We start from the raw sequence: 21,268 nt of genomic DNA, 5'->3' as shown, positions 1-21,268 counted from the left end.
TACCCTAAACTGTTTCTTTCCGGTCAGTCCGCAGCTTTTTCGGTGTCCCTGCAAGTTCTTCGAGCAGCCAGTTGCCAAACGCCATGACGTTTGGATCCTCCGACATGGTTTCCGGATAGACGAAATGGTAGGTCAAGCCCTCCAGTTCCGGAGCGAAGGGTTGTATGAGGAGACCCTGTTCGATCTCTTCGCGCACCAATACGGTGCTTGCGAGCGCAATGCCCTGAGCGGCGACCGCCGCCTGAATAACGTGACTGTCATCGGTAAGGATGGTTTGAACCTCAGGGACCTTCCCGGAAAGCCCGGCATGGCCGAACCATTTTTTCCAACTGGGTGTGAATTCGTCGTTTCTGCGCCATTCCGAATGGAGCAGCGTGTGATTGAAAAGATCCTCCGGGTTGCGGATCTCCAGAAGCGGGCTGCAGACCGGCGCGAAACGTTCTGTGAAAAGCGGTTCGGCAACAAGGCCCTTAAATGGGGCCTTGCCGTAGCGGATGGCGCAGTCGGCCGCACCGGTGCCAAGCTCCGTGACGGCATCGCTTGGATAAAGCCGTAACGTGATCTGGGGATGGGTTGCGTTGAATCTTGCTATCCGTGGAACGAGCCATTTGGCCGTGAAGCCCGTGGTTGAGGTTAGCGTGAAGGCTTTCCGGCTCCCCTCCCGGGTGACGCTGCCAAGCGCCCGAGTCATGGAGGAAAATGCATCCCGGAAAACCGGATAAAGCTGAGAGCCTGTCTCCGTCAGCGCGACCTTGCGAGGCAACCTCTCGAACAGACGCATGCCGATCGTGTCTTCAAGCAGCCTGATCTGGTGGCTGACCGCGGTCGGCGTTACGCCAAGTTCTTCCGCCGCGCGCTTGAAACTCAGATGGCGCGCGGCGGCTTCGAAGGCACGCAGGGACGCAAGGGGTGGAAGCTTGTTCATAGATGAATTTGATTCAGCCGATGCGTGAGGAATTCGATTTTGTGAGTGTCAGAAATAATACCTAACTTGATGTCAGGCAACGGCGCCGGTTGTCCATGAGTGAGTTTCAATCAGGTTGATGCGCGCATGCGCTAGACGGAGAGAGAACATGACAACCCTACTACATATCGATTCCAGCGCGCGCTCCGGCGGGTCCGACGAACATCGCTTCGGCTCGCACAGCCGGCGGCTGTCCCGCCGTTTCGTTTCAGGCTGGAAAGCCAGGCGGCCGGGTGACGCGGTCGTTTATCGCGATGTGGGTGCGAAACCGCCTGAAGCCGTCAGCGGAAGCTGGATTCACGCCGCATTCACCCCGCCGGAAAACCGGGAACACTGGATGCGCGAGGTGCTCGCCGAGAGCGACGAGCTTGTCGACGAGCTTTTGCAGGCCGATGTCATTGTTGCGGGCGTGCCGATGTACAATTTCGGAGTGCCGGCCCAATTCAAGGCCTATATCGACAATATCGTGCGGGTCGGCCGAACGTTCGGTTTTGATCGGTCAAGGCCCGGCGAACCCTATTGGCCGATGGTTCCAGCCGACAAGACCCTGGTCATTCTTTCTTCTCGCGGTGACTACGGCTACGAAGCGGGCGGGCGCCTGGCGAACAGGAACCATGTCGAGCCAGGCATCAAGACGGCGTTCTCCTATTTAGGTATCACCGACGTCCATTCGGTCGCGGTCGAATTTGACGAATTCGCCGATGAGCGTCTTCAAGCCTCGATCGCGTCGGCCGAAGGTGTCGTGGACAAGCTTGTGGCAGACCTCAGCGGGCGGGCGGGCAAAGAGCGGGCGGCTTGACCGCATTCGCCGAAAAGACGCCTGGCCTGGAATCGGCCGGGCGTGTTCGTCGAAGCCGCTCACGTCAACCGGGTAAGGTTTTAAAGCGGCCAGAAGACCAGAATTGCGGGAACGGAGACCGCCAGAACCAGAATTTCCAATGGTAGCCCGATGCGCCAGTAGTCGCCGAAACTGTAGCCGCCCGGCCCCATGATGATGGTGTTGTTCTTGTGGCCGATCGGGGTCAGGAAGGCGCAGGAGCCTGCAACGGCGACCGACATCAGGAAGGGGTCGGCGTTGACGCCGAGCGATCCGGCGATCTGCACGGAGATCGGCGCGGCGATCAGGCAGGTCGCCACGTTGTTGAGGAAGTCGGAGAGCGTCATGGTGACGGCCATGAGAACCAGCAGGGTGACCCAGGCGGGGGCACCGGCTGTGAGGGTAACGATGCCGTCGGCGATCAGTTGCGCGTTGCCGGCATCCTCGAATGCCTGGCCGAGCGGGATCAGCGAACCGAGCAGCACGATGACCTTCCATTCCACGGAGGTGTAGACCTCGGAGCCGCCGATCAGTCCGGTCGCGGCGTAAAGGACGACACAGGCGGCGAGGGCGACCGGCAGATAGGCCAGACCGGCGACAGCGGCGGCAATCGCCAGGACGAAGCCGGCGATGGCAAGCCAGGCCTTGTTGCGCTGGATCACGCTCGTCTTGCGGCCGAGAAGCGGCAGCACGCCGAGCCATGTGCAGGCCTGGTCGAGCCGTTCCTCTGCCCCGAGCAGCAGAAGCACATCTCCCGGACGGACGTGCTCGTGGCGGACCCGCTTCTGGATCCGGCGTCCCTGGCGGGAAATCCCGAGCAGGGTCACGTCATGTCCGTGTAACAGCCGCATGCCGACCGCGGAGTGTCCGGTGATCCTTGCATGATCGGGCACGATGGCCTCGATGAGGGAAAGAGCACCTCCGCCGAGACCGCCCTTGTGGCGTTCGGAGCCCGCGAAATCGAGCTTGGCGGCACCCATGAAGCTTTCTATAGCCTTCGGGTCGCCTTCCACCACCAGAAAATCACCGGTCCTGATCTGTTCGCGGCGGGCAAAGCCCCTGACCCGCCGTCCGTTCCGGACCAGACCGATGATGACGACGTCCTTTTCATCCGCGATCGGATGCAGGTCGCCGACCGTCAGAGGCTTGTCCTCGTCGACCTTTCCCACGCGCAGTTCAGCGGAGTAGAGGCTTTCGGCGAATTCCTCCCGTTCCGGCGCCTCGCGGATGTGCTTGGGCAGCAGGCGCCAGCCGAACAGTGTCACGAAGGCGATGCCGCTGACGGCGACCACAAGGCCGACGGGCGTGAAGTCGAACATGCCGAAGGAGGCGCCGAGCGCGCTGGCGCGGTATTCGGCAATCACGATGTTCGGCGGGGTGCCGATCAGGGTGATCATGCCGCCGAGGATCGTCGCGAAGGAGAGCGGCATCAGGGTCAGGCCCGCCGATCGGCCGGCCTTCTTGGCCGCTTCCAGGTCCAGCGGCATCAAAAGGGCGAGGGCGGCGACGTTGTTGATGATACCGGAAAGCCCGGCTCCGAAAACAGCCATCAGGCCGATGTGCGCGGAAAGACCGCGAGAGGTCGACAGCAGATGTCCGGCGATCAGTTCCACGGCGCCGGAATTCATCAGGCCCCTGGAAACGATCAACACCAGCGCGATGATGATGACGGCTGAATGACCGAAGCCGGAAAAGATCTCTCCCGAGGGAACAAGCCCGAGCAGCGCACCGGCGATCAGCGCGGCAAAGGCAATGAGATCGAAGCGGATACGGCCCCAGACAAGCAGGGTGAAGACGAGGCCGAACAGGACGAAGAGAGCAATCTGGTCAAATGTCACGAAAGGTCCGGTCCCTCTGGAAGTATGTTCACGCCGACCATGACCAAATCTTCATCCCAAGGGAAGGCGCAGGACGGGTTCGTACACCATTTCCCTTCGCGGCAGGACAGAGATGGCGCCAGGGTGAAAAGGATCTGCGACAGGGACATTTCATCCCGCCGGCAGGATAACGCGGGAAACGGGGCTCGGGTTCCGAAAGAAAGCCGGATGGTCCGGGGAGGATGTGCAGAGTTCGGCAAGGCCGTCGAAAGGTGGGTGAACCACAAGGGGCCGAACCCGCTGACGATAATGGGCCCGGGCCGGAGCTGGCCGGGCTGGCCCGGCCGGAAATCGCCCATTGAAAAACCCGCCGGCCTGCCGGCGGGCTTATCTCGTTGTGCCGTGGGTTCAGACGACCGTGACTTCAAGAGAAGGCAGTCCGTCGACCGTCACCACCATCCTGTCGCCCTTTTCGACCGCACCGACGCCCGCGGGCGTTCCGGTCAGGATGACGTCGCCTGCGGCCAGTTCGAAGTATTCCGAGAGATAGGAAATCATCTCCGGAATTTTCCAGATCATCTGGTTGAGATCGCCGTCCTGCCTCAGGCCGCCGTTGAGGGTCAGCTTGATCGTGCCGCTGTTCATCGAGCCGGTATCCTGAGCGGGGACAAGGGGGGTGATCGGCGCCGACTTTTCAAAGGCCTTGCCGATTTCCCAGGGGCGGCCCATCTTTTTCGCCACGCCCTGCAGGTCGCGCCGGGTCATGTCGAGGGCGACACCGTAGCCATAGACATGCTCGAGGGCCTGTCCGACCGGAATATTCGTGCCGCCGGATTTCAGCGCCACCGCCAGCTCGGCTTCGAAATGCACATCTTCCGATTTCGCCGGATAGGGGAATTCCTTCGTGACGACCAGGTTGTCCGGATTTTTCTGAAAGAAGAACGGTGGTTCCTTGTCCGGATCGTGTCCCATTTCAACGGCATGGGCCGCATAGTTCCGGCCGATGCAATAGACCCGGCGGACGGGAAACAATCCACCCGAGCCCTGCACGGGCAAGGTTACCGGTTTTGGCGGCTCAATCACAAACTCAGACATTCGACACCTCCGCTTGTTCTGATTACGGATGACCCTAATCAATTTCAGATCAATCACAACCAATTTTTTTGTTTTCGATTTTTTCTTGCATATCCGAATTGATTCGACCTTAATAGCTGTATTGATCCTGTATTGGTTGATCAATTTGCGTAATTGATCACCTGAAGCCGAAAGGGAGACAGCCTTCGTGTTAACCCGTCCGGACCCTTCGGACCGCAATGGTGCGGTTCAACTCTTGAAGGACTTCATCGCGGAGCACGCGTTTGCACCGGGTGACCGGCTGCCGGCCGAGCGCGAGTTGATCGGCCGGCTCGGCGTGACGCGAAGCAACCTGCGCAAGGCTCTCGATGCCCTGGAGCGGGAAGGGGCGATCTGGCGCCATGTCGGCAAGGGCACGTTTGTCGCGGAGCAAGGCGACGGGCGGGAGGATGGATTGGATCTCAGTCTCCTTGCCGAGATCGGCCACCAGATCACGCCGGTCAAGATGATGCGGGCGCGCCAGTGTATCGAGGCGGTGATCGCGCGGGAGGCCGCGATCAATGCGTCGCGCCAGGCCGTCAAGAAGATCACCGAAATCAAGGACCGGGCGAAGGCGGCGGAAACCTGGCAGGACTACGAGGCCCAGGACGATCTGTTTCATCATGCGATCGCCGAGGCGACCGACAACATTCTGCTTCTCACCCTGTTCGAGCAGCTGAACAAGGTCCGCCGGGCCGTAGCCGTGAACACCGTCATTCGCGAGACGGTGCGCCCGCCGGAGAGCCACACGAGTTTTGCCGAACACGACCGGATCTGCGCGGCGATCGCCGCACGCGATCCGAAGGCTGCGCACGATGCCATGTGGCAGCACATCAGTTCGGTGTCCGCGCGCCTGTTTGGGGAGGTGTGAAGACGACAAGCTTTTTTCGTGCCGCCGGACAGAGCCGAAACGTGCCGGGGCGACACGGAACAAACGGGCCTGGAGGGGTCCACATTCGGGAGGAAAACCATGAAGTCCTTTTTGCGCAAACTGGGCGCGGCCGCCGCGTCCGTTCCGCTTGCCATTGCCCTGCTGGCCAATCCGGTGGAGGCAGCGGGCAAGATCAAGATTGCCCTGGCGGAAACGCCGTCCGACGAACTCGCCGCCTTCTTTGTCGCGCTCGACCGGGCCAAGGCCAACGGTCTCGACTATGAATGGACGGCGTTCTCGGATGAGGAACTCGCCATCCAGGCCGTCCTGAGCGGCCAGATGGACATCGGCTTCGGGACACCCTACGCCGCGATGCAGCGCTCCAAGGCGCCGATCCGCATCGTGTTCCAGCTCTCCAAGCTGAAGTTTTTCCCGGTCACGTCCAAGAAATACGGCAAGCTGGAAGACCTCAACGGCGAGCCGATCATGCTGCATTCGCGGGGCGGGGGGACGGACTCCATCGCCAACGTGATCGAGGAGAAGATGAACATCAAGTTCGGCGACCGGTCCTATGTGCCGGGCTCCTCGAACCGGGTCGCGGCCCTGATGGCGGGGCAGACCGATGCGACCATCATCGACCTGTCGAACAAGAACAAGGTCATGAAGATCGCCGGGGACAAGTTCAACGTCCTGCCCATGTTCGAGGTCGAGGCCAGCGACGAGGCGCTCTTCGCCAATCTGGACTGGATCAAGAACAACGAGGAAGACGTCAACATCTTCGTCAGTGCCCTGTTGAGCGTCTGGCAGGACATGACCGAGGACCCGTCGATCATCTCAAGGGAAACCGATCCGAACGGGCCCATCGGGCAACTGCCGCCGGAGATCCTCGGGAACCTGGACGAGTTCTATGCCGCCGCAGTCCAGGGCGGTCTCTACGATCCGGACGGCGGCGGTCTCAAGGCGGCCCAGGCGGACTTCGACTGGTATGCGCGCGCGGGCCAGCTCGAGGGCGATCCGTCCACGCTGAAGGTCGAGGACTTCTGGTACCTCGCGCCGCTTGAGCAAGCGTCCAGGTAAGCCGAGCGTGAGGCCGCCGGCCAAACGGGCGGCCTCCTTCCTCACCTGAAATCCCGATGCAAGAGATTGGGGAACGAGACCTATGGTACGCCGTTCTTTCTGGCTCAAGATCGTGTCCGCGCTGGTCCTGTTCGGGGCCTGGCAAGTTGCAGGCATGATCCCGGTCAGCTACGCCTTTCCGACCTTTTTGGAATCCATGTCGGCGCTCGCCCGCATGGCCGCCGACGGGACGCTGTTCACCGCCTATCTCGAAACCCTCAGGCCTCTGGTGGTCGGAGTTGCCATCTCGGCCTTCCTGGGGATCGGCCTCGGTCTGTGGATCGGGCTCAGCAGCAGGTTCGACTGGCTGTTTTCGCCGATCTTCATCGTCATGCAGGCCGCGCCGCTGGCCGCGCTGATTCCGCTTCTCGTCATGGCCTACGGCATCGGCCTGACATCGAAGGTCTTCGTCGTCTGCATCATGGCCATGCCCGTCATCGTGCTCAACACGGCCGGCGCGGTGCGCAACACACCCGCCTCGTTGAAGGAAATGGGCCGGTCGTTTCTCGCCTCCGACCCGGAGATCATCGTGAAGATCATTGTTCCGGCGGCGTCGCCCGTGATTTTCAGCGGGTTGCGGCTCGGTGTTTCCGCCGGGTTCATCGGAGCGGTGCTGGCCGAACTGAAAATCACGCCGACCGGGGTCGGCGACATCATCACCTACAGCCGTTCGATCGCGGACTACCCCGCCATGTACGCGGCGATCTTCTCCATCATTCTTCTGGCCGTCCTGTTCCTGAACTTGCTGGAGCGGCTCGAAGTCTATCTCTTTGAAGGAAATGTCCGTGGTTATGCCTCAGATTAAAGAAGTCGTGGATGTCCCCGGAGCGCAGGAAGCCGACAACGCCGTGGTCGCCAGGGGGATCTCCAAGACCTATGGCTCCGTCGAAGCCCTCAAGAACCTGACGCTGGAATTCCCGCGCGGCCAGTTGACCTCGCTGCTCGGGCCGTCCGGCTGCGGCAAGACCACCTTGCTGAAGATCATCGCGGGTCTCCTGCAGCCGACGGCCGGGGAAGTCGAGGTCAACGGCAAACCGGTCACGGGTCCGGGGTCGGACCGGGCCTTCGTGTTCCAGGATTTCGCGCTGCTGCCCTGGGCCAATGTGCTGCGCAATGCCGCCTTCGGTCTGGAGTTGCGGGGTGTCGCGAAATCCGAGCGGGAGGCGATTGCCGAAAAATACATCGCCGAAGTCGGCCTCAAGGGCTTCGAGAAAGCCTACCCGCACGAGTTGTCCGGCGGCATGCGCCAGCGGGTCGGTCTGGCCAGGGCTCTCGCCGTGGACGCGGACGTGCTCCTGATGGACGAGCCGTTCTCGGCGGTCGACGAACAGACCCGGCGCAAGTTCCAGGAGGATCTGCTTAACCTGGTCAAGCACGAGAACAAGACCTTCATCTTCGTGACCCACTCCATCGAGGAGGCGGTCTACGTCTCGGACCAGATCGCGATCCTGCTGCCGAGGCCGAGCCGGGTCTCCGAAATCATCCGCCCGGCGGACCTCAGGCACAAGAACGTCGACAATATTCGCCGGGACCCGGAGTATCTCGACATCGTCGACAGTATCTGGGCCTCGCTGCGCAGCTACGTGGAATAGGAGGCAGGAATGATCGTCTTCGGTTACCGGCTGCCCGCCATGTCCTCGCTGATCCTCTGGGCGCTCGTCTGGGAGATCGTCGGCCGCCTGGGTCTGACCTTTTTCGTGCCGCCGCTGTCGGAAGTGGTGGTCACCCTGTTTTCGGTGATCGGCACGGCGCCGTTCCTCAAGGCGCTCTCCGAGACGGCCCAGGCCTTCGCCGCGGGCGTTCTGGCCGCCGTCCTGATCGGCATTCCGGTCGGCATCCTGATGGGCAAGAGCCGGCTGGTGGACGAGTTGCTGCTGCCCTGGGTCAACATGTTCCTGAGCGCACCGCTGACGGCACTGGTTCCGGTGCTGATGGTGCTGTTCGGCTTCGGCATGAAGTCGATCATCATCACGACGACGCTCTTTGCCATCTGGATCATCATCCTGAACGCCAGGGCAGGGGTTTTGCAGATCAACCGGTCGCTGGTCGAGATGGCGCGCTGCTACGGGGCGAACCCGTTCCAGGCCTTCTACAAGATCTATTTCTGGGCGGCGTTGCCGGAAATCCTGGGCGGGGTGCGCATCGGCGTGATCCGGGCCGTCAAGGGCGTGATCATCGGCCAGCTGCTGATCTCGATCGTCGGCTTCGGGGCGCTGTTCGAACTCTACGCCAACAATTTCCTGATGGCCCATTTCTGGGCGGTGCTGATCGTGCTGTTCGCGATGGCGTTTACGGTCTCGGAGCTGCTGGCCTATCTGGAGCGGCGGGTGTCCTACTACGCGGCAAGCCGGTAGGGTGGTTCAGGGATTTTCTCCACCGAGCTGCGTACCAGGAGCCGTGTCACCCCGGCCAAGCGTAAGCGCACAGCCGGGGCCTACTCGCTTCTCGGCACGCGGGTGAGTCATGGGAACTTGGGGCTCCTCCACTCCACTTTCATTTCTCTGGAAATGAGTAGGCCCCGGTTCTCGCTATGCTCGCCCGGGGTGACTTTGGAGAAAGATGATATCCGTCGAACTGGCGGATCGGCTGTTACGTGTTGAACTTGAACAACAGAACATCGCCGTCCTTGACGATGTATTCCTTGCCTTCGTCGCGCGCCTTGCCGGCCTCCTTGGCCGCCGTTTCGCCGCCAAGCGAGACATAGTCGTCATATGCGATCGTCTGGGCGCGGATGAAGCCGCGTTCGAAGTCTGTGTGGATCACACCGGCGGCTCCGGGTGCCTTGGTGCCCTCGGTGATCGTCCAGGCGCGGGTTTCCTTCGGGCCGGCGGTGAAATAGGTGATCAGGCCGAGCAATTCGTAGCCGGTGCGGATCATCCGGTCGAGACCGGGTTCTTCCAGGCCGATGGTCTCCAGGAATTCTTCCTGCTCATCCTTGTCGAGCTGTGAGATTTCCGCCTCGATGGCTGCGGAGATCACCACGGAGGCGGCCCCTTCCGCCTTGGCCATTTCGGCGACCTTTTCCGAAAGCGCGTTGCCGGTCGCCGCCGAAGCCTCGTCGACATTGCAGACATAAAGCACCGGCTTGGAGGTCAGCAGATTGAGGCCCTTCAGCAATTTGGCTTCCTCGGCATCCGCCACGTCCAGCATCCGGGCCGGTTTGCCATCCATGAGCAGGGCGAGGGCGGCTTCCATGATCGGCAGGACAGCCTTGGCTTCCTTGTCGCCGCCGGTCGCCTTCTTCTTCAGAGGCGCGATGCGGCGTTCCAGGCTTTCCATGTCGGCGACCATGAGCTCGGTTTCCACCGTCTCGGCGTCCGCCAACGGATCGATCGTGCCGTCCACATGGGTGATGTCGTCGTCCTCAAAGCAGCGCAGCACATGGGCGATCGCGTCCACTTCGCGGATATTGGCCAGGAACTGGTTGCCGAGGCCTTCCCCCTTGGAGGCGCCGCGCACCAGTCCGGCGATGTCGACGAAGGTGATGCGGGTCGGAATGACTTCCTTGGAGCCGGCAACCCCGCGAATGGCGTAAAGGCGCGGATCTGGAACGGCGACTTCACCGGTGTTCGGCTCGATGGTGCAGAACGGATAGTTGGCGGCCTGGGCCGCGGCGGTTTTGGTGAGCGCGTTGAAAAGCGTGGACTTGCCGACATTCGGCAGTCCGACAATGCCGCACTGGAATCCCATGGGAGATCGCTTTCGGTTTAGCTTTGAAACTGTTGCCGCGCTACATGCCCGAGCGCAGGAGACAGGTCAAGAGTTTGTCACCGCAAGGCGTCTGTACAACGCGGGCTATTGCGTGCCGGCCGGATCGACAATTCCGCCGCTGCAGCCCATGCCGGTGGTGTCGGCGGCCAGCAACAATTCACCCAGACCGGTCTCGGGCGTGATCCTGCCCTTGAGGTTCAGCCAAATTTCGTTGACGAGCTTCCGGTTGCCGTCCTGGAGGCACTTGATCTGGACGCGATCGCCAGACCCTTCTCCAAAGGCTTTGTCAAACGCCGCACGGATCTGCGCACCGGCGATTTCCTCACCGATGTTGTTGAAGAACAGCTCGCCCACGCCGGAAGCGTTCACCAGCCCGGTCAGGTAGAGCGTATCGTCGTAGAATTCGTCGGCGCCGCCCGCGCCCCTGTAGCAGGTGCCGTGCTTGATCCATTCGTGGTGGTGCAGGAAGCTCGCGAAACCAGGCATGAGCGCGGCAAGCTCGTCTGCCGTTTCGGTATCGATTTCAGGCGCGGGCAGGCGATGCCAATTGTCCGGACTGTCCAGGTTTTTGACGCTCTTCGGGACGCCGCAGTAGTAGTTGCCGTTGGGTTGCGGCCAAAGCCCGTGGATCGACATCTGCATCGTGGTGTGCGGCAGGAGCCCGTTGTTCAGGTCACGGCATTCCTTTTTTCCGGAGCGTATCTCGCAAAAGGCAGGTTGCCAGCTCAACGTCAGCAGGTTGTCTGTCGATTCTGGGCCGTCCTGAGGGATGATGACATCTTCAACGACATCGGGCTGAGTGGTTCGGGTGCCGGCTTCGACGACATGCAGACCGCAGCCGGTACTCACCCATCGGGATGCGGTTACCGGGGCGTCCTCGATCACGACCTGAAAATAGTCGCCGCCGGGCTTGTTGATGCCGAGCATCCTGTAAGCTGTGTCCGGGGCCGTCGTGATGTTGCCGGGGTTCGTCTGCTTGTTCTTGCTCTGGAAAGCCTCGCAGGTTTCCGTCGCGATGAAATAACCTTCAAGTCGCTCAAATGCGGAAGCCGGAACGGAGTTGAAAAGACCCAGCGCCAGACAAATAAGCAGGAAACGCATGACCACCTCCCGGACTGTCATCGTGTGCATCGGCTTGGCAGAATGTGCGCCCGGCGTGACAAAAATATGAAGCGAGGCTCTTCGGATATTCTTGTTCTGGTTGATTTTTCGCGCCTCTCCGGTCAGTCCTTGTCACCACCGAGCAGTTTTTTCAGCATATCGGCCATCGGGCCGGATTTGGGGACATTGACAGGCTTTGGCTGGCGGGCCTGACGGATATGGCTTTGGCCCTTGGGTGTTGCAGGCTTCGCGCCGCCGCCGCTCCCGGAGGGTTTGTCCTTGCGTTGCGCCTTTTCCGGCTCAAGCGTCAGTGTCAGCTTGTTGGCGAACTGGCTGTCCTTGCCTTCTGCCAGCAGGTCCGCGTGATTGGCGATCTCGTTCAACAGCGGCTCGAGCCAATCCCGGTCGGCCCTGGCGAAGTCTCCGAGCACATAATTGGAGACGAGCTTCTTGTCGCCCGGATGACCGATGCCGAGCCGGAGACGCCGGTAGTCCGCGCCGATATGGGCCGTGATCGATCTGAGGCCGTTATGGCCGCCGTGGCCGCCGCCGATCTTCATGCGAAACTTGGCCGGCGGCAGATCGAGTTCGTCGTAAAGGACGACGATATCCTCCGGTTCGATCTTGAAAAAGCGCATGGCTTCCCCGACCGAACGGCCCGACTCGTTCATGTAGGTCGATGGCTTGAGCAGAAGGACCTTTTCGGAGCCGAGCCGGCCTTCCGACACTTGTCCCTGAAAACGTGCCCGCCACGGCTGGAAACCGGAATGGCGCCTGTGGATCTCATCGATCGCCATGAAGCCGATGTTGTGCCGGTTGCCTTCGTATTTGCTTCCCGGATTGCCCAGGCCGACGATGAGTTTCATGGCGTGTCTTTCGAGGAACAGGACCAGAAATGAAAAAGCAGCCGAGGACGGCTGCTTGAAAGCAGGGGGCGGAGGCCGCCTCCTGCGGGTGTATAGCAGAAGAAAAGCTTATTCGCTTGCTTCTTCGCCTTCTTCAGTCGCCTCTTCTTCGGGCTCCTTCATGCCGGCCGGCGCAGCGATGGTCGCGACGGTGAAGTCGCGGTCCGTGATGGTCGGCTGGCAGCCTTCCGGAAGCTTGACTGCTGAGATGTGCAGCGTGTCGCCCGGCTGAGCGGTGGCAAGGTCGATTTCGAGCGCTTCGGGGATGTTGTCCGCCGGAACGTTCATTTCGACTGTGTGACGAACGATGTTCAAGACACCGCCCTTCTTCAGGCCCGGGCAGGCTTCTTCGTTGAGGAAGTGAACCGGAATTTCAACGGTCAGGGTTGCGCCCTTGGCAACGCGCAGGAAATCGACGTGCAGAACGTCGTCACGCACCGGGTGCAGCTGGAAATCCTTGGCGATGACCTGATGCTTCTCGCCATCGACGTCGATTACGCCGATATGGGTCAGGAAGCCGCCCTTGTGCAGGGTCAGGGTGGTTTCTTTCACCGGAATGGTGATCGGCAGGGCCGGTTTCTTGTCACCGTAGATAACGGCGGGGAGAAGGCCTTCGCGACGCAGCGCCCGTGCGGCCCCCTTGCCCACCCGGTCCCGTGCCGACGCCTTCAGCTCATAGCTGGCAGCCATGGCAAAACTCCTTCGAGTGTATGGATAGCGGACCGGCGAACCACCGTGTCTTCAGGACTTGAGTTGTCCGGGATCGGTCCAGATGCGCCTCCTCCAGGGGTGCAGGCGCGAGCGCGGATATACAGAAAGGGCCGCCGGAAAGCAAGTCTGCCGTCATGGTTTTGTGACGCGCACCGCGGATTTCTCCCCTTTTTCGGTCGATCTGCCCCCTGAGGTTCTCGTGCGCATGTTGCCGGATCAGGAACAGGCGCCGCTGTTTGCCGCGGCGGAGGTGGAAAAATAGTCCCGTTTCAGATCCGCCTTGTTCCCGGCAGTCCAGCCTTCTCTATCGGCGGAGACATAGGCGGCGAAGCGAAGCCGGGACCTGCCTTCCAGCGCCGAGGCGACGATGTCGTCGGGAACGATTGCCGTTCGCCCGTAAACCTCGCGCAAGGGAATGTCCTGATTTGCGAGAACATGATTGGCGAGTTCCGCGCAGAACAGGCGCTCGTCGTCGCCGGCGTCGAAACGGAAGTCGAAGCCGGTGCCGATTTCCGAGAAAAAGTGGCGGAGGAGCGCACGCTTCCGTTTCGGCGAGGCGACGGTAGGGCGCAGGACAATGGCTTGATCGACATTGAAAACCTCGTCCGCGGACGCCAGTCTGACCCCCTCCGAAACGGCTTCGATGAAGATGTCTCCCGCTTTGATGGCATCCGCATGAGCCTGGACGGTTTCGTCCTTCCAGAGGCCCAGCGTGCGAAGCTCTTTCTCTGTTCCCAGGTAGACGGCGACGTGGATGAAGGTGCCGGGCAACAAACGGTGGGTCGCCTTGCCGCGGGAACTGACGAGAACGAGATCGAGCGGCTGTAATTTCGAGCGCAGATATACCTTGGCGTCCTGTTGCCGGTGCAGATAGCCGTCGCGCCACCGGATGAGCGACGCGATACGCCCAAAAACCGGGGCGCCGACTTCCGCGCCGGCCACCAGGACCCTGGGATAAGGCTCGGCGTCGGTCCGGCAGGCCGGTGGATCCCGCGGTTCCGCAGTGGGACAAGGCGCGTTGTCGGTGCGATGGCTACAAGCGCTCAAGACAAGTGCGGCAAGCGAAACGCTCCACCAGCGCTTCACCTGCCTGTACCAAGCCTCTTCAAGAAGAAGTTTCAAAGTTGGACCGTGGAGATAAGGCAAGTGGTGGATCTTGAACTGTATTATTGGAAAAGCGACAGTGTTTGCTTATAGCTCTTGTCCGCCGGAAACAATTGGTAAAAAAGTTCCGGTACCAGGAGACTGGAATTCCATCGGAGTCCAATCGAGGCATGAGGCGCATAAAACTTGACTTCTGAGCCCTTGACGGTCGGAAACTGGCCTCCAACGCTTGCAGCCGATCCCGAGGCGGCGATCGAGTGGTGGTTCGTGCAGGGGCAGATCGATGGGGCTGGCGGCCCCGACCTCTATTTCATGTGCGCCTTTTTTCAGGTCCGTTCCGAAACCACCGGCTGCGACCCGGCACAAATGCTGCTTTTTCACACGTTGCGGGGAGACGGCTCCACCGTGAAGCTGGTCAGCCGCGCCTCGACGGACCTATCGGATGTCTACCGTTCGATTGCCGCCAGAGTGATCGATTCCAGGTATCCGAGGTTTCTCCGCGATTTCCTGTTGCGCAAGCATATGGCTGCATCGGCCGGCTTCGCCAGGATCAGCGGCATTGAATTCGCGGAAACACGCGCGAAGGTTTCCGTGGAGAAATGTGCCATCGAATGGGACGGGTTCCGGTTTTTTGAAGATGGAGACGGATTTCGGCTGGTTCTGCCCGGCGCACAGAGTGACGCGGTGGCGGCTGGAGCGCTCGACGTTACGCTGATACCGGAGAGGCCCTGGCTTTGTGAGGATGGCGCGCAATTCAGTTCGGATTTCATGCCGGCTTTTTCCTACTATTCCTGTCCCCGGCTTCGGGTCGACGGGAAGTCCGGTACCGGGGCGGTCCGGGGACGCGCCTGGATCGACCGGCAGCGGGGGCCGACGCTGGACAACTGGTTTCTGTCGAAGCGCGCCGGCGCCATATATCCGCTTGGCTGGGACTGGCTGGGTTTGTCGCTCGACAACGGCCTGGACTTCCTGGTTTCGCGGCTGGGCTTTGCCGGGAGACATGAAACGGCGGATGCCTGCATCATTCGTCTGGATGGCGACGGCGCGGCCAAGGTTGAGGGACGGTTCGAGCGGCTGCCTCATGCACCTTGGGTGAGCCGGAGAAGCGGCGCCGCCTATCCGCTCAGGCATCGCCTCGTCCTGCCGCAATACGGGACGGATATCGTCATCGAGCCGGTCACGCTCGACCAGGAGATTCCGGTCTTCGGCGCATCGCCGGTCTGGGAAGGTGCCGTAAAGGCGCAGGGAACGGTCGAAGGGCATGAGGTGCAGGGGTTCGGCCGCCTTGAGCTGTTCGGATATGCCTACGATAGCGACGACCTGATCCGCTCCGTCACCAGAGGGGTGCAGGTCTATCTGCACCAGGACTGAGGGAATTTGGGGAATTACTTGCCCCGAAGCACGGAAGCGGGGGACAGGGACGTCGTCTGGAGCGCCGGCAGAAGGGCACCGGCAAGACCCATGAAAATGGAAATGAGCAGTCCTTCGGCGAGTAGGCGGGGGCTGATCGCGGGGTCGACAATCCCGGAAACGGCGTCCCAGCCGGCAACCGCATGCGCCACACCGGCGCCCGCCGCGCACCCGAGCAGGCCGCCCGCACCGGACAGAACCGCGGCTTCCAGAAGGATAAGCAGGACGATCTGTTGGCGCGACCAGCCGACGGCATTCATGATCGCGATCTCGCCGCGGCGTTCGCGGACCGCCGTGCTCATCGTGTTGAATATGGCGAAGACCGCGCTCAAAAGGGCCACCACAGCGATCGAACGCGACAGGACGTCGGCAATGCGCGCGAAGGTGTGACCGGTTGCAAGCGCCTGAATATCTTCAACTGCATATTCGGAAAAACCCGTCTTCAAACGCTCGATCGCGGCCGTTTTTCCCGCCTGTGAAAGCGCCGGATCGAGACGGACGTTGATGGCTGTCGCCTGACCCTCCCGGAAGGTCAGCCGCTGGGCCGTGGCAAGCGGCAGCATCACGAGGTTCCGTGTCAGCAGCGACTCTGAGTCGGCGATGCCGAGGATTTCGAAGTCGGTATGGAAGAGCCGGAGAGCATCGCCGACCTCAAGGCCGTAGCGGTTGGCAAAGGCTTCGCCGACAACGGCGGCTTCTCCGGCCCGTTCGTCCGGCAGGGCCCCTTGCGACAGCGTCAGGGCCCGCCAGGGATAGGCGCCGGGATGCCAGGCGACGACGACGGCGGAGCCGCCATTGTCGAGAGAGGTCATGCGGGTCAGTTCCGCAGCCGCGTCCGAGACGCCGTCAAAGGCTTCAATCCGTTCGGCCAGATCTTCATCGACGATGGAGGAGATCAGGTCGACCGCGCCCTTTTCCGTGATCACCACATCCGTCTGGCGCTGGTTCAGTGCGGAGAGAAGGGACTGCTCGACCCCGCGGGCGAGGCCGATCAGGGCGACAAACGAGGCAACGGCCAGCAGAACGCTGAAGAGCGTCGCGAGCGTGCGAACCGCGTGAGAGCGAAGATTGGCATAGGCGATGGAGGAAAAGGTCACGAGGCTTCCGTTTCCGAAGAGAGGTCGCTGTAGGTTCCCTTTCCGTCGCAAAGAACGAAGTGCCGGCCGCAGGCCCTTGCGACTCTTGGATCGTGCGTGACGATGACGATCGTCATCTTTTCGCGGGTGCTCAGTGTCGTGAGGAGATCCATCACGATTTGGGAATTGCCGGAATCGAGTTCGCCCGTCGGTTCGTCGGCAAGCAGAATTTCCGGCCGGTTGGCCAGACTGCGCGCGATGGCGACGCGCTGACGCTCGCCGCCGGACAGACCGGCAGGAGTGCGGTCCGCCAGGTCTGAAGCGTTTACCCGTTTCAGCAATTCGTCGACCCGTTCGCGCCGCCTTTTCTGATTGTGTTCCAGGCCGATCATGGGCAGTTCGACATTCTGGGCACAAGTCAGTGTCGGCAGCAGCCAGTCGTCCTGAAAGATCAGGCCGATGTGGCGCTGGCGCATCCGCGTCCACTCCGCGTGCGTTCTCGGGGTCTCGCCCGAAACGCTCACGCTGCCGGATTCCAGGTCGATCAACCCGGCCAGCGCATAAAGAAGCGTCGACTTGCCACTGCCGCTCGGGCCGGTGACCGCTGTCATCTCACCGGGGGCCGCGCCGAAGTCCAGATGGTCGAGCGCCCGGGTGCTGCCGCGATTGAAGGTCTTGACCAGATCCCGTGCGCTTATGCTTCCCTTCGGCGGGAAGCTCCGTATGCTTGAGGCGCCTGTCATGAAATCCGCCCTGCAAGTTCGCCCGAGCGAAGATCGGTCAGGAGACGCTCGAAGCCGTGTTCCTCCAGCACACGGGAAAAGGCCGCCCTTTGCCGGGCCGAAGCGCGGATGCCGTCGACCTCGATATCGCAGACCAAAGCCGGATGTTCGCGGCACATGTGCCAGAAGGTGTCTTTCTCGCGGCCGGCGACCCGGGAGCGGCTGACCACAATGACAGCGCCACCCGGGGCCGTTCTGGATCCGAGGACCGTCGAGACGGCGGATCCCAATCGGCGAACGCCGAGCACGAATCCCTGTGCCAGATGTTCCTTGAAGGCCTCTGTATATTGTCTTTGCCTTTTCGTCCCGAGCTGGTTGAACCTGTCGTAGCCAAGGGCGTCCCGAGCCATGGTTCCAAGGGCAAAATGGCTCGTCACGATGGCCTTGAAGCGGGTGGCCATGGCTTTGGCGGCGAGGTTTGTTTGGGCGGAAAGGCCGTCGGACGCGATGAGCATGCGCGCCACGGCTTGCTCAGACCCGTTCGCCTGCTTGGCCCCCGCGAGTCCATTGCCGACGCCTTGAACGAGAATGAGGACGACCAAAAGACCCGTCATCCGGCGGAATTGAACAAGGGCAGCGGTCCGCAAACGGTTCACGTTGTTTCTCTGCCCCCGGTCAAAATCCAAGTCCAGACAGGTTTTCAAACTGCTCTGGTTGCAGCCGTCAATCTACGTGGGGGACTGCCGGAAAACCAGCCCGGTGAATACGCGGTGTCTGCGGTCTTTCGTTGAGACCCGGTTTTCAGTGAGACGTTGCCGCAAACGAAAACGCCCGGCGGTGGCCGGGCGTTGACATGAAATCGTGTTTGTCCTGCTCAGTTGAACAGGCTGGAGACCGATTTTTCCAGGGCCGTGCGGTTGATCGCCTCGCCGATCAGGGGGGCGATGGAGATGGCCCGGATATTGGCGGCAGCGGTGATCGCGGCGGTCGGTTCGATGGAGTTGGTGATGACCAGCTCCTTCAGTTTCGAAGAGGTAACGCGGGCGACCGCGCCACCGGAGAGCACGCCGTGCGTGATATAGGCGGTGACGGACTTGGCGCCATCGGCCAAAAGAGCCTCGGCCGCGTTGCACAGCGTGCCGCCGCTGTCGACGATGTCGTCGACGAGAATGCAATCGTAGCCGCTGACCTCGCCGATGATGTTCATGACTTCAGACTCTCCAGGCTTGTCGCGGCGCTTGTCAACGATGGAGAGCGGCGCATCGATGCGCTTGGCGAGTGCGCGTGCGCGAACCACGCCGCCGACGTCGGGGGAGACCACCATGACATTGTCAGTGGCGTAGCGCTCCTTGATGTCGCGGGTCATGACCGGCGCGGCAAAGAGGTTGTCCGTCGGGATGTCGAAAAAGCCCTGGATCTGACCGGCATGGAGGTCGAGGGTCAGGACGCGGTCCGCGCCGGCTTCGGTGATCAGGTTGGCGACCAGCTTGGCGGAAATCGGCGTCCGGCCGGAGGCGCGCCGGTCCTGGCGGGCATAGCCGAAATACGGCAGCACGGCGGTGATGCGCCGGGCTGAGGAGCGGCGCGCAGCATCGATGATGATGAGCAGCTCCATCAGGTGGTCGTTGGCCGGATAACTGGTCGGCTGGACGACGAAGACGTCCTCGCCGCGCACATTTTCCTGAATTTCAACGAAGATTTCCTGGTCGGCAAACCGCCGGACCTGGCATTTCGCCAAGGGAACATCCAGGTAATTGGAAATTTCCTCAGCCAGGGCTCGGTTGGAATTGCCCGCAACGATCTTCATGAGCCGCAAATCCTTCTGGTGCGACACCGGGTTTGCACGCAGGGCCGGCTGCTGCAAACACACGGAAAGGGCCTAGGCCTTGCGACCTAATCTCGACTGGCAGATGCCGGGAACTCAACTGGGGACTCCCGGCAGGCGGCGGCGTTGTAGCAATCAACACACGGAACGACAACAGCTCTGAAGCCCTGTCACACGCTTTTTTTAAATTTTTACAAGGTGGCGAGTTGGTTATCCAGCTAAGAAGGGATTACCGGTTGAGCCAGGCCTTGATTTCGACGATCGAGCGGTTGGCAATCCGGGAGAGAGTTCCCGAATTGACCGCCCGCCAGGGATCGCCCGAGGAGCCGCTGGTCGCTTCGGTGCCTGATATCCGCTTCAGGCGGCGTCCCGATCCGTCGACAATGTCGAAAACGTAGAAAACCGTTCCGGTCGAAGGCTGGCCCGTCGCGGCCAGGTAGCCGTTGACCCGGTAGGTCGCGCTGGCCCCGACGCGGCGAACGAGAGTGATGCCGTTTCTGCCGGCCTCACGGCCGATGAACTCGGACAGTTCGTCGGCAATGTTGCCCGGAGCACCGGTGAAAGGCTCGAAAGCGAAGGTGATTCCCTGTTCGTCGTCCGCCTGTCCGCTGATGGACGGTGAGGGCGCCGCCGTGGCAACGGGACTTGGCGGCTGGGGGGCGGACTGACAGGCGGCGACAGCGCTCATGAGCAGCAGACTTGCCAGGAAGCGCAGGAAGACGGTGTTATGCTTGCGGAACGTGTCGGGCATGTAGGAGGCCTGGCTGTCGATGTGTCTGTGTGTCGTGTCGCAGCGGCCGGCTCGGTTTCCGGAGAAAACGGCGCCGCACCGCAAAGTCGCCATTGTTTATCCTGACTTGACCGGAAGGTCGAGAGGCAGGGTGGATAAGCTTTCCGGAGCGTTTTCCGTGGTCAGGTAGGTCTGTCCGAGGGTCATCGCCGTTCCGCTGATGGAATCCATCAGGATCATGTGCATGAAGATCACCATGTCGGGTTTCACCTCGGCCGGATTGGCCTTGTAGGCCATGGGAGTGTCCATCCAGCTCGGCGTGAAACGCGCGCCCAGCGAATAACCGCAGGCGTTCAGGCGGTGCGGCATCATTCCGCGCGCATCCACCGCGGCGGCGTGGGCGTCGAACACATCGCCGAAGGTGTTTCCCGAAACGAGCCGGGTTTCCACCGCCGCCAGAGCTTCCCGCGCAGCGTCATACATCTCCCGGTGCCTGTCCGTCGGCTCACCGACAACGACCGTGCGCATCAGGGCGGCGTGATAACGGCGGTAACTGCCGGCCCATTCGAGCGTGATCTGGTCCTGGGATCCGAGAATGCGGCGACCGGACTTGTAGCGGCAAAGCAGGGCGTCCGCTCCGGAGCCGATAATGAACTCGTTGCCGGGATAGTCCCCGCCACCTTCGAAGATCGCGCCTTGCATGGCCGCCAGAATGCAGCCTTCGTCCGCTCCGGGCTGGATTTCGTCCATCGCCGCATGGTAAGCCTTGTCGCCAAGTTCCGCCGCCTTGCGGACATAGACGATTTCTTCCGGGCTCTTGACGGCTCGCAACGCCGGGATGAACGGTGAGGCGTCCGAGATGTCGGCGAAGCTCGACAGTTCCGCGTTGATCTGAAGGGCAACCTTTCCGGTCATGCCGTGGGTGTCGTATTCGATGCCGATCCGGCTGCCCAGAAGGTCCATGTCGAAAAGCATGTCCTTGAGCTGGCTCACCGGGCTCGCGGCGCCCGTGTCGATCCAGATCCGGATGTCCTGGATGTTGGACGTGTGTTTGGCCTGCCGCTGATCGGCAGAGCGGGTCAGGAGCACCTTTGCACCGTCCCTGGTGACCACCAGGCACTGGAAAAAGCAGAAGCCGAACGTATCGTAGCCGGTCAGCCAGTACATGCTTTCCTGGGCGAACAGGAGCATGGCATCGAGCTTTTCCGCTTCCATGGCGGCTTTCAGCTTTTCAAAGCGGTTGGCGAATTCGGCATCGGAAAAGTGAAGGGCCAT

Annotated in this window: 21 protein-coding genes; 7 read left to right on the top strand and 14 right to left on the bottom strand. The window is 61.5% G+C overall.

The features are described 5' to 3' along the window. Positions 1–4 precede the first annotated feature (4 nt). The gene (gene gcvA, locus JF539_RS25030) at positions 5–925 is read right to left on the bottom strand and encodes a transcriptional regulator GcvA (protein ID WP_207143628.1); all 921 of its coding nucleotides are present in this window, start codon (positions 923–925) and stop codon (positions 5–7) included. 148 nt (positions 926–1,073) lie between these two features. Between gcvA and JF539_RS25025 the strand changes: the two genes are divergently transcribed. Then, positions 1,074–1,763, top strand: coding sequence for an FMN-dependent NADH-azoreductase (locus tag JF539_RS25025; protein ID WP_207143625.1), 690 nt, complete (start codon positions 1,074–1,076; stop codon positions 1,761–1,763). An 80-nt stretch (positions 1,764–1,843) separates the two neighbouring features. Here JF539_RS25025 and JF539_RS25020 read toward each other — a convergent pair whose 3' ends face one another. Together JF539_RS25020 and JF539_RS25015 are read right to left on the bottom strand one after the other, a co-directional pair. Continuing rightward, entirely contained in the window at positions 1,844–3,619 is a 1,776-nt protein-coding gene (locus JF539_RS25020) for an SLC13 family permease (RefSeq protein WP_207143622.1), read from the bottom strand. A 387-nt stretch (positions 3,620–4,006) separates the two neighbouring features. Then, positions 4,007–4,693 (bottom strand): fumarylacetoacetate hydrolase family protein, encoded by a 687-nt coding sequence (locus JF539_RS25015; protein WP_207143619.1) that lies wholly within the window; start codon positions 4,691–4,693, stop codon positions 4,007–4,009. A 187-nt stretch (positions 4,694–4,880) separates the two neighbouring features. Here JF539_RS25015 and JF539_RS25010 point away from each other — a divergent pair, with 187 nt between their 5' ends. The 5 genes from JF539_RS25010 to JF539_RS24990 all read left to right on the top strand — a co-directional run bounded on the left by JF539_RS25010 (position 4,881) and on the right by JF539_RS24990 (position 9,052). Further along, positions 4,881–5,582, top strand: coding sequence for a FadR/GntR family transcriptional regulator (locus tag JF539_RS25010; RefSeq protein WP_207143616.1), 702 nt, complete (start codon positions 4,881–4,883; stop codon positions 5,580–5,582). A gap of 99 nt (positions 5,583–5,681) precedes the next feature. Next, positions 5,682–6,659, top strand: a complete 978-nt coding sequence (locus JF539_RS25005) for an ABC transporter substrate-binding protein (protein WP_207143613.1) — start codon at positions 5,682–5,684, stop codon at positions 6,657–6,659. Between the two features lie 82 nt (positions 6,660–6,741). Continuing rightward, a complete protein-coding gene (locus tag JF539_RS25000; RefSeq protein WP_207143610.1) occupies positions 6,742–7,503 on the top strand; it encodes an ABC transporter permease in 762 nt (253 codons plus the stop codon). After that, positions 7,490–8,290: an ABC transporter ATP-binding protein gene (locus JF539_RS24995; protein ID WP_209017586.1), complete on the top strand. Its 801-nt coding sequence runs from the start codon at positions 7,490–7,492 to the stop codon at positions 8,288–8,290. Before JF539_RS25000 ends, JF539_RS24995 begins: the two co-directional genes overlap by 14 nt. Before the next feature lie 9 nt (positions 8,291–8,299). Continuing rightward, a complete protein-coding gene (locus JF539_RS24990; RefSeq protein ID WP_207143604.1) occupies positions 8,300–9,052 on the top strand; it encodes an ABC transporter permease in 753 nt (250 codons plus the stop codon). Positions 9,053–9,287: 235 nt separating this feature from the next. On the opposite strand, the gene ychF is transcribed toward JF539_RS24990, so the two are convergent. From ychF to JF539_RS24965, 5 genes are all read right to left on the bottom strand, one after another. Beyond that, positions 9,288–10,388 (bottom strand): redox-regulated ATPase YchF, encoded by a 1,101-nt coding sequence (gene ychF / locus JF539_RS24985; RefSeq protein ID WP_207143601.1) that lies wholly within the window; start codon positions 10,386–10,388, stop codon positions 9,288–9,290. 105 nt (positions 10,389–10,493) lie between these two features. Beyond that, positions 10,494–11,510 carry a ribonuclease T2 family protein gene (locus JF539_RS24980; protein WP_209017585.1) on the bottom strand — a complete coding sequence of 339 codons (1,017 nt, stop codon included), beginning with the start codon at positions 11,508–11,510 and terminating at the stop codon, positions 10,494–10,496. Positions 11,511–11,632: 122 nt separating this feature from the next. Next, positions 11,633–12,376: an aminoacyl-tRNA hydrolase gene (pth, locus tag JF539_RS24975; RefSeq protein WP_207143595.1), complete on the bottom strand. Its 744-nt coding sequence runs from the start codon at positions 12,374–12,376 to the stop codon at positions 11,633–11,635. A 108-nt stretch (positions 12,377–12,484) separates the two neighbouring features. After that, positions 12,485–13,105: a 50S ribosomal protein L25/general stress protein Ctc gene (locus tag JF539_RS24970; protein ID WP_207143592.1), complete on the bottom strand. Its 621-nt coding sequence runs from the start codon at positions 13,103–13,105 to the stop codon at positions 12,485–12,487. Between the two features lie 237 nt (positions 13,106–13,342). Next, the gene (locus JF539_RS24965) at positions 13,343–14,248 is read right to left on the bottom strand and encodes a YiiX/YebB-like N1pC/P60 family cysteine hydrolase (protein WP_207143589.1); all 906 of its coding nucleotides are present in this window, start codon (positions 14,246–14,248) and stop codon (positions 13,343–13,345) included. Positions 14,249–14,416: 168 nt separating this feature from the next. On the opposite strand from JF539_RS24965, the gene JF539_RS24960 reads away from it, so the two are divergent. Then, the gene (locus JF539_RS24960; protein WP_207143587.1) at positions 14,417–15,601 is read left to right on the top strand and encodes a lipocalin family protein; all 1,185 of its coding nucleotides are present in this window, start codon (positions 14,417–14,419) and stop codon (positions 15,599–15,601) included. Positions 15,602–15,615: 14 nt separating this feature from the next. Here JF539_RS24960 and JF539_RS24955 read toward each other — a convergent pair whose 3' ends face one another. The 6 genes from JF539_RS24955 to JF539_RS24930 all read right to left on the bottom strand — a co-directional run bounded on the left by JF539_RS24955 (position 15,616) and on the right by JF539_RS24930 (position 21,268). Continuing rightward, positions 15,616–16,737, bottom strand: a complete 1,122-nt coding sequence (locus JF539_RS24955) for an ABC transporter permease (RefSeq protein WP_207143584.1) — start codon at positions 16,735–16,737, stop codon at positions 15,616–15,618. After that, positions 16,734–17,459 carry an ABC transporter ATP-binding protein gene (locus JF539_RS24950; protein WP_207143581.1) on the bottom strand — a complete coding sequence of 242 codons (726 nt, stop codon included), beginning with the start codon at positions 17,457–17,459 and terminating at the stop codon, positions 16,734–16,736. The genes JF539_RS24955 and JF539_RS24950 overlap by 4 nt, the downstream gene beginning before the upstream one ends. Further along, a complete protein-coding gene (locus JF539_RS24945; protein ID WP_207143579.1) occupies positions 17,456–18,094 on the bottom strand; it encodes an ABC transporter substrate-binding protein in 639 nt (212 codons plus the stop codon). Before JF539_RS24945 ends, JF539_RS24950 begins: the two co-directional genes overlap by 4 nt. A gap of 218 nt (positions 18,095–18,312) precedes the next feature. Continuing rightward, complete coding sequence (locus JF539_RS24940; RefSeq protein WP_207143575.1) at positions 18,313–19,245, bottom strand: ribose-phosphate pyrophosphokinase; 933 nt, start codon at positions 19,243–19,245, stop codon at positions 18,313–18,315. A 247-nt stretch (positions 19,246–19,492) separates the two neighbouring features. Continuing rightward, the gene (locus JF539_RS24935; protein WP_209017584.1) at positions 19,493–20,107 is read right to left on the bottom strand and encodes a hypothetical protein; all 615 of its coding nucleotides are present in this window, start codon (positions 20,105–20,107) and stop codon (positions 19,493–19,495) included. Positions 20,108–20,110: 3 nt separating this feature from the next. After that, positions 20,111–21,268 carry a M24 family metallopeptidase gene (locus JF539_RS24930; RefSeq protein WP_207143572.1) on the bottom strand — a complete coding sequence of 386 codons (1,158 nt, stop codon included), beginning with the start codon at positions 21,266–21,268 and terminating at the stop codon, positions 20,111–20,113.

This window comes from Roseibium aggregatum (assembly GCF_017309185.1).
GTDB classification, from domain to species: Bacteria; Pseudomonadota; Alphaproteobacteria; order Rhizobiales; family Stappiaceae; genus Roseibium; species Roseibium aggregatum_B.
This window is presented reverse-complemented; position numbering and strand designations above follow the sequence as displayed.

Bases quoted from the DNA above. Each gene is read 5' to 3' on its own strand.
- gcvA (WP_207143628.1), bottom strand. From the start codon at position 925: ATGAACAAGCTTCCACCCCTTGCGTCCCTGCGTGCCTTCGAAGCCGCC.
- JF539_RS25025 (WP_207143625.1), top strand. From the start codon at position 1,074: ATGACAACCCTACTACATATCGATTCCAGCGCGCGCTCCGGCGGGTCC.
- JF539_RS25015 (WP_207143619.1), bottom strand. From the start codon at position 4,693: ATGTCTGAGTTTGTGATTGAGCCGCCAAAACCGGTAACCTTGCCCGTG.
- JF539_RS25005 (WP_207143613.1), top strand. From the start codon at position 5,682: ATGAAGTCCTTTTTGCGCAAACTGGGCGCGGCCGCCGCGTCCGTTCCG.
- JF539_RS25000 (WP_207143610.1), top strand. From the start codon at position 6,742: ATGGTACGCCGTTCTTTCTGGCTCAAGATCGTGTCCGCGCTGGTCCTG.
- JF539_RS24995 (WP_209017586.1), top strand. From the start codon at position 7,490: ATGCCTCAGATTAAAGAAGTCGTGGATGTCCCCGGAGCGCAGGAAGCC.
- JF539_RS24990 (WP_207143604.1), top strand. From the start codon at position 8,300: ATGATCGTCTTCGGTTACCGGCTGCCCGCCATGTCCTCGCTGATCCTC.
- ychF (WP_207143601.1), bottom strand. From the start codon at position 10,388: ATGGGATTCCAGTGCGGCATTGTCGGACTGCCGAATGTCGGCAAGTCC.
- JF539_RS24980 (WP_209017585.1), bottom strand. From the start codon at position 11,510: ATGCGTTTCCTGCTTATTTGTCTGGCGCTGGGTCTTTTCAACTCCGTT.
- pth (WP_207143595.1), bottom strand. From the start codon at position 12,376: ATGAAACTCATCGTCGGCCTGGGCAATCCGGGAAGCAAATACGAAGGC.
- JF539_RS24970 (WP_207143592.1), bottom strand. From the start codon at position 13,105: ATGGCTGCCAGCTATGAGCTGAAGGCGTCGGCACGGGACCGGGTGGGC.
- JF539_RS24950 (WP_207143581.1), bottom strand. From the start codon at position 17,459: ATGACAGGCGCCTCAAGCATACGGAGCTTCCCGCCGAAGGGAAGCATA.
- JF539_RS24940 (WP_207143575.1), bottom strand. From the start codon at position 19,245: ATGAAGATCGTTGCGGGCAATTCCAACCGAGCCCTGGCTGAGGAAATT.
- JF539_RS24935 (WP_209017584.1), bottom strand. From the start codon at position 20,107: ATGGCGACTTTGCGGTGCGGCGCCGTTTTCTCCGGAAACCGAGCCGGC.
- JF539_RS24930 (WP_207143572.1), bottom strand. From the start codon at position 21,268: ATGGCCCTTCACTTTTCCGATGCCGAATTCGCCAACCGCTTTGAAAAG.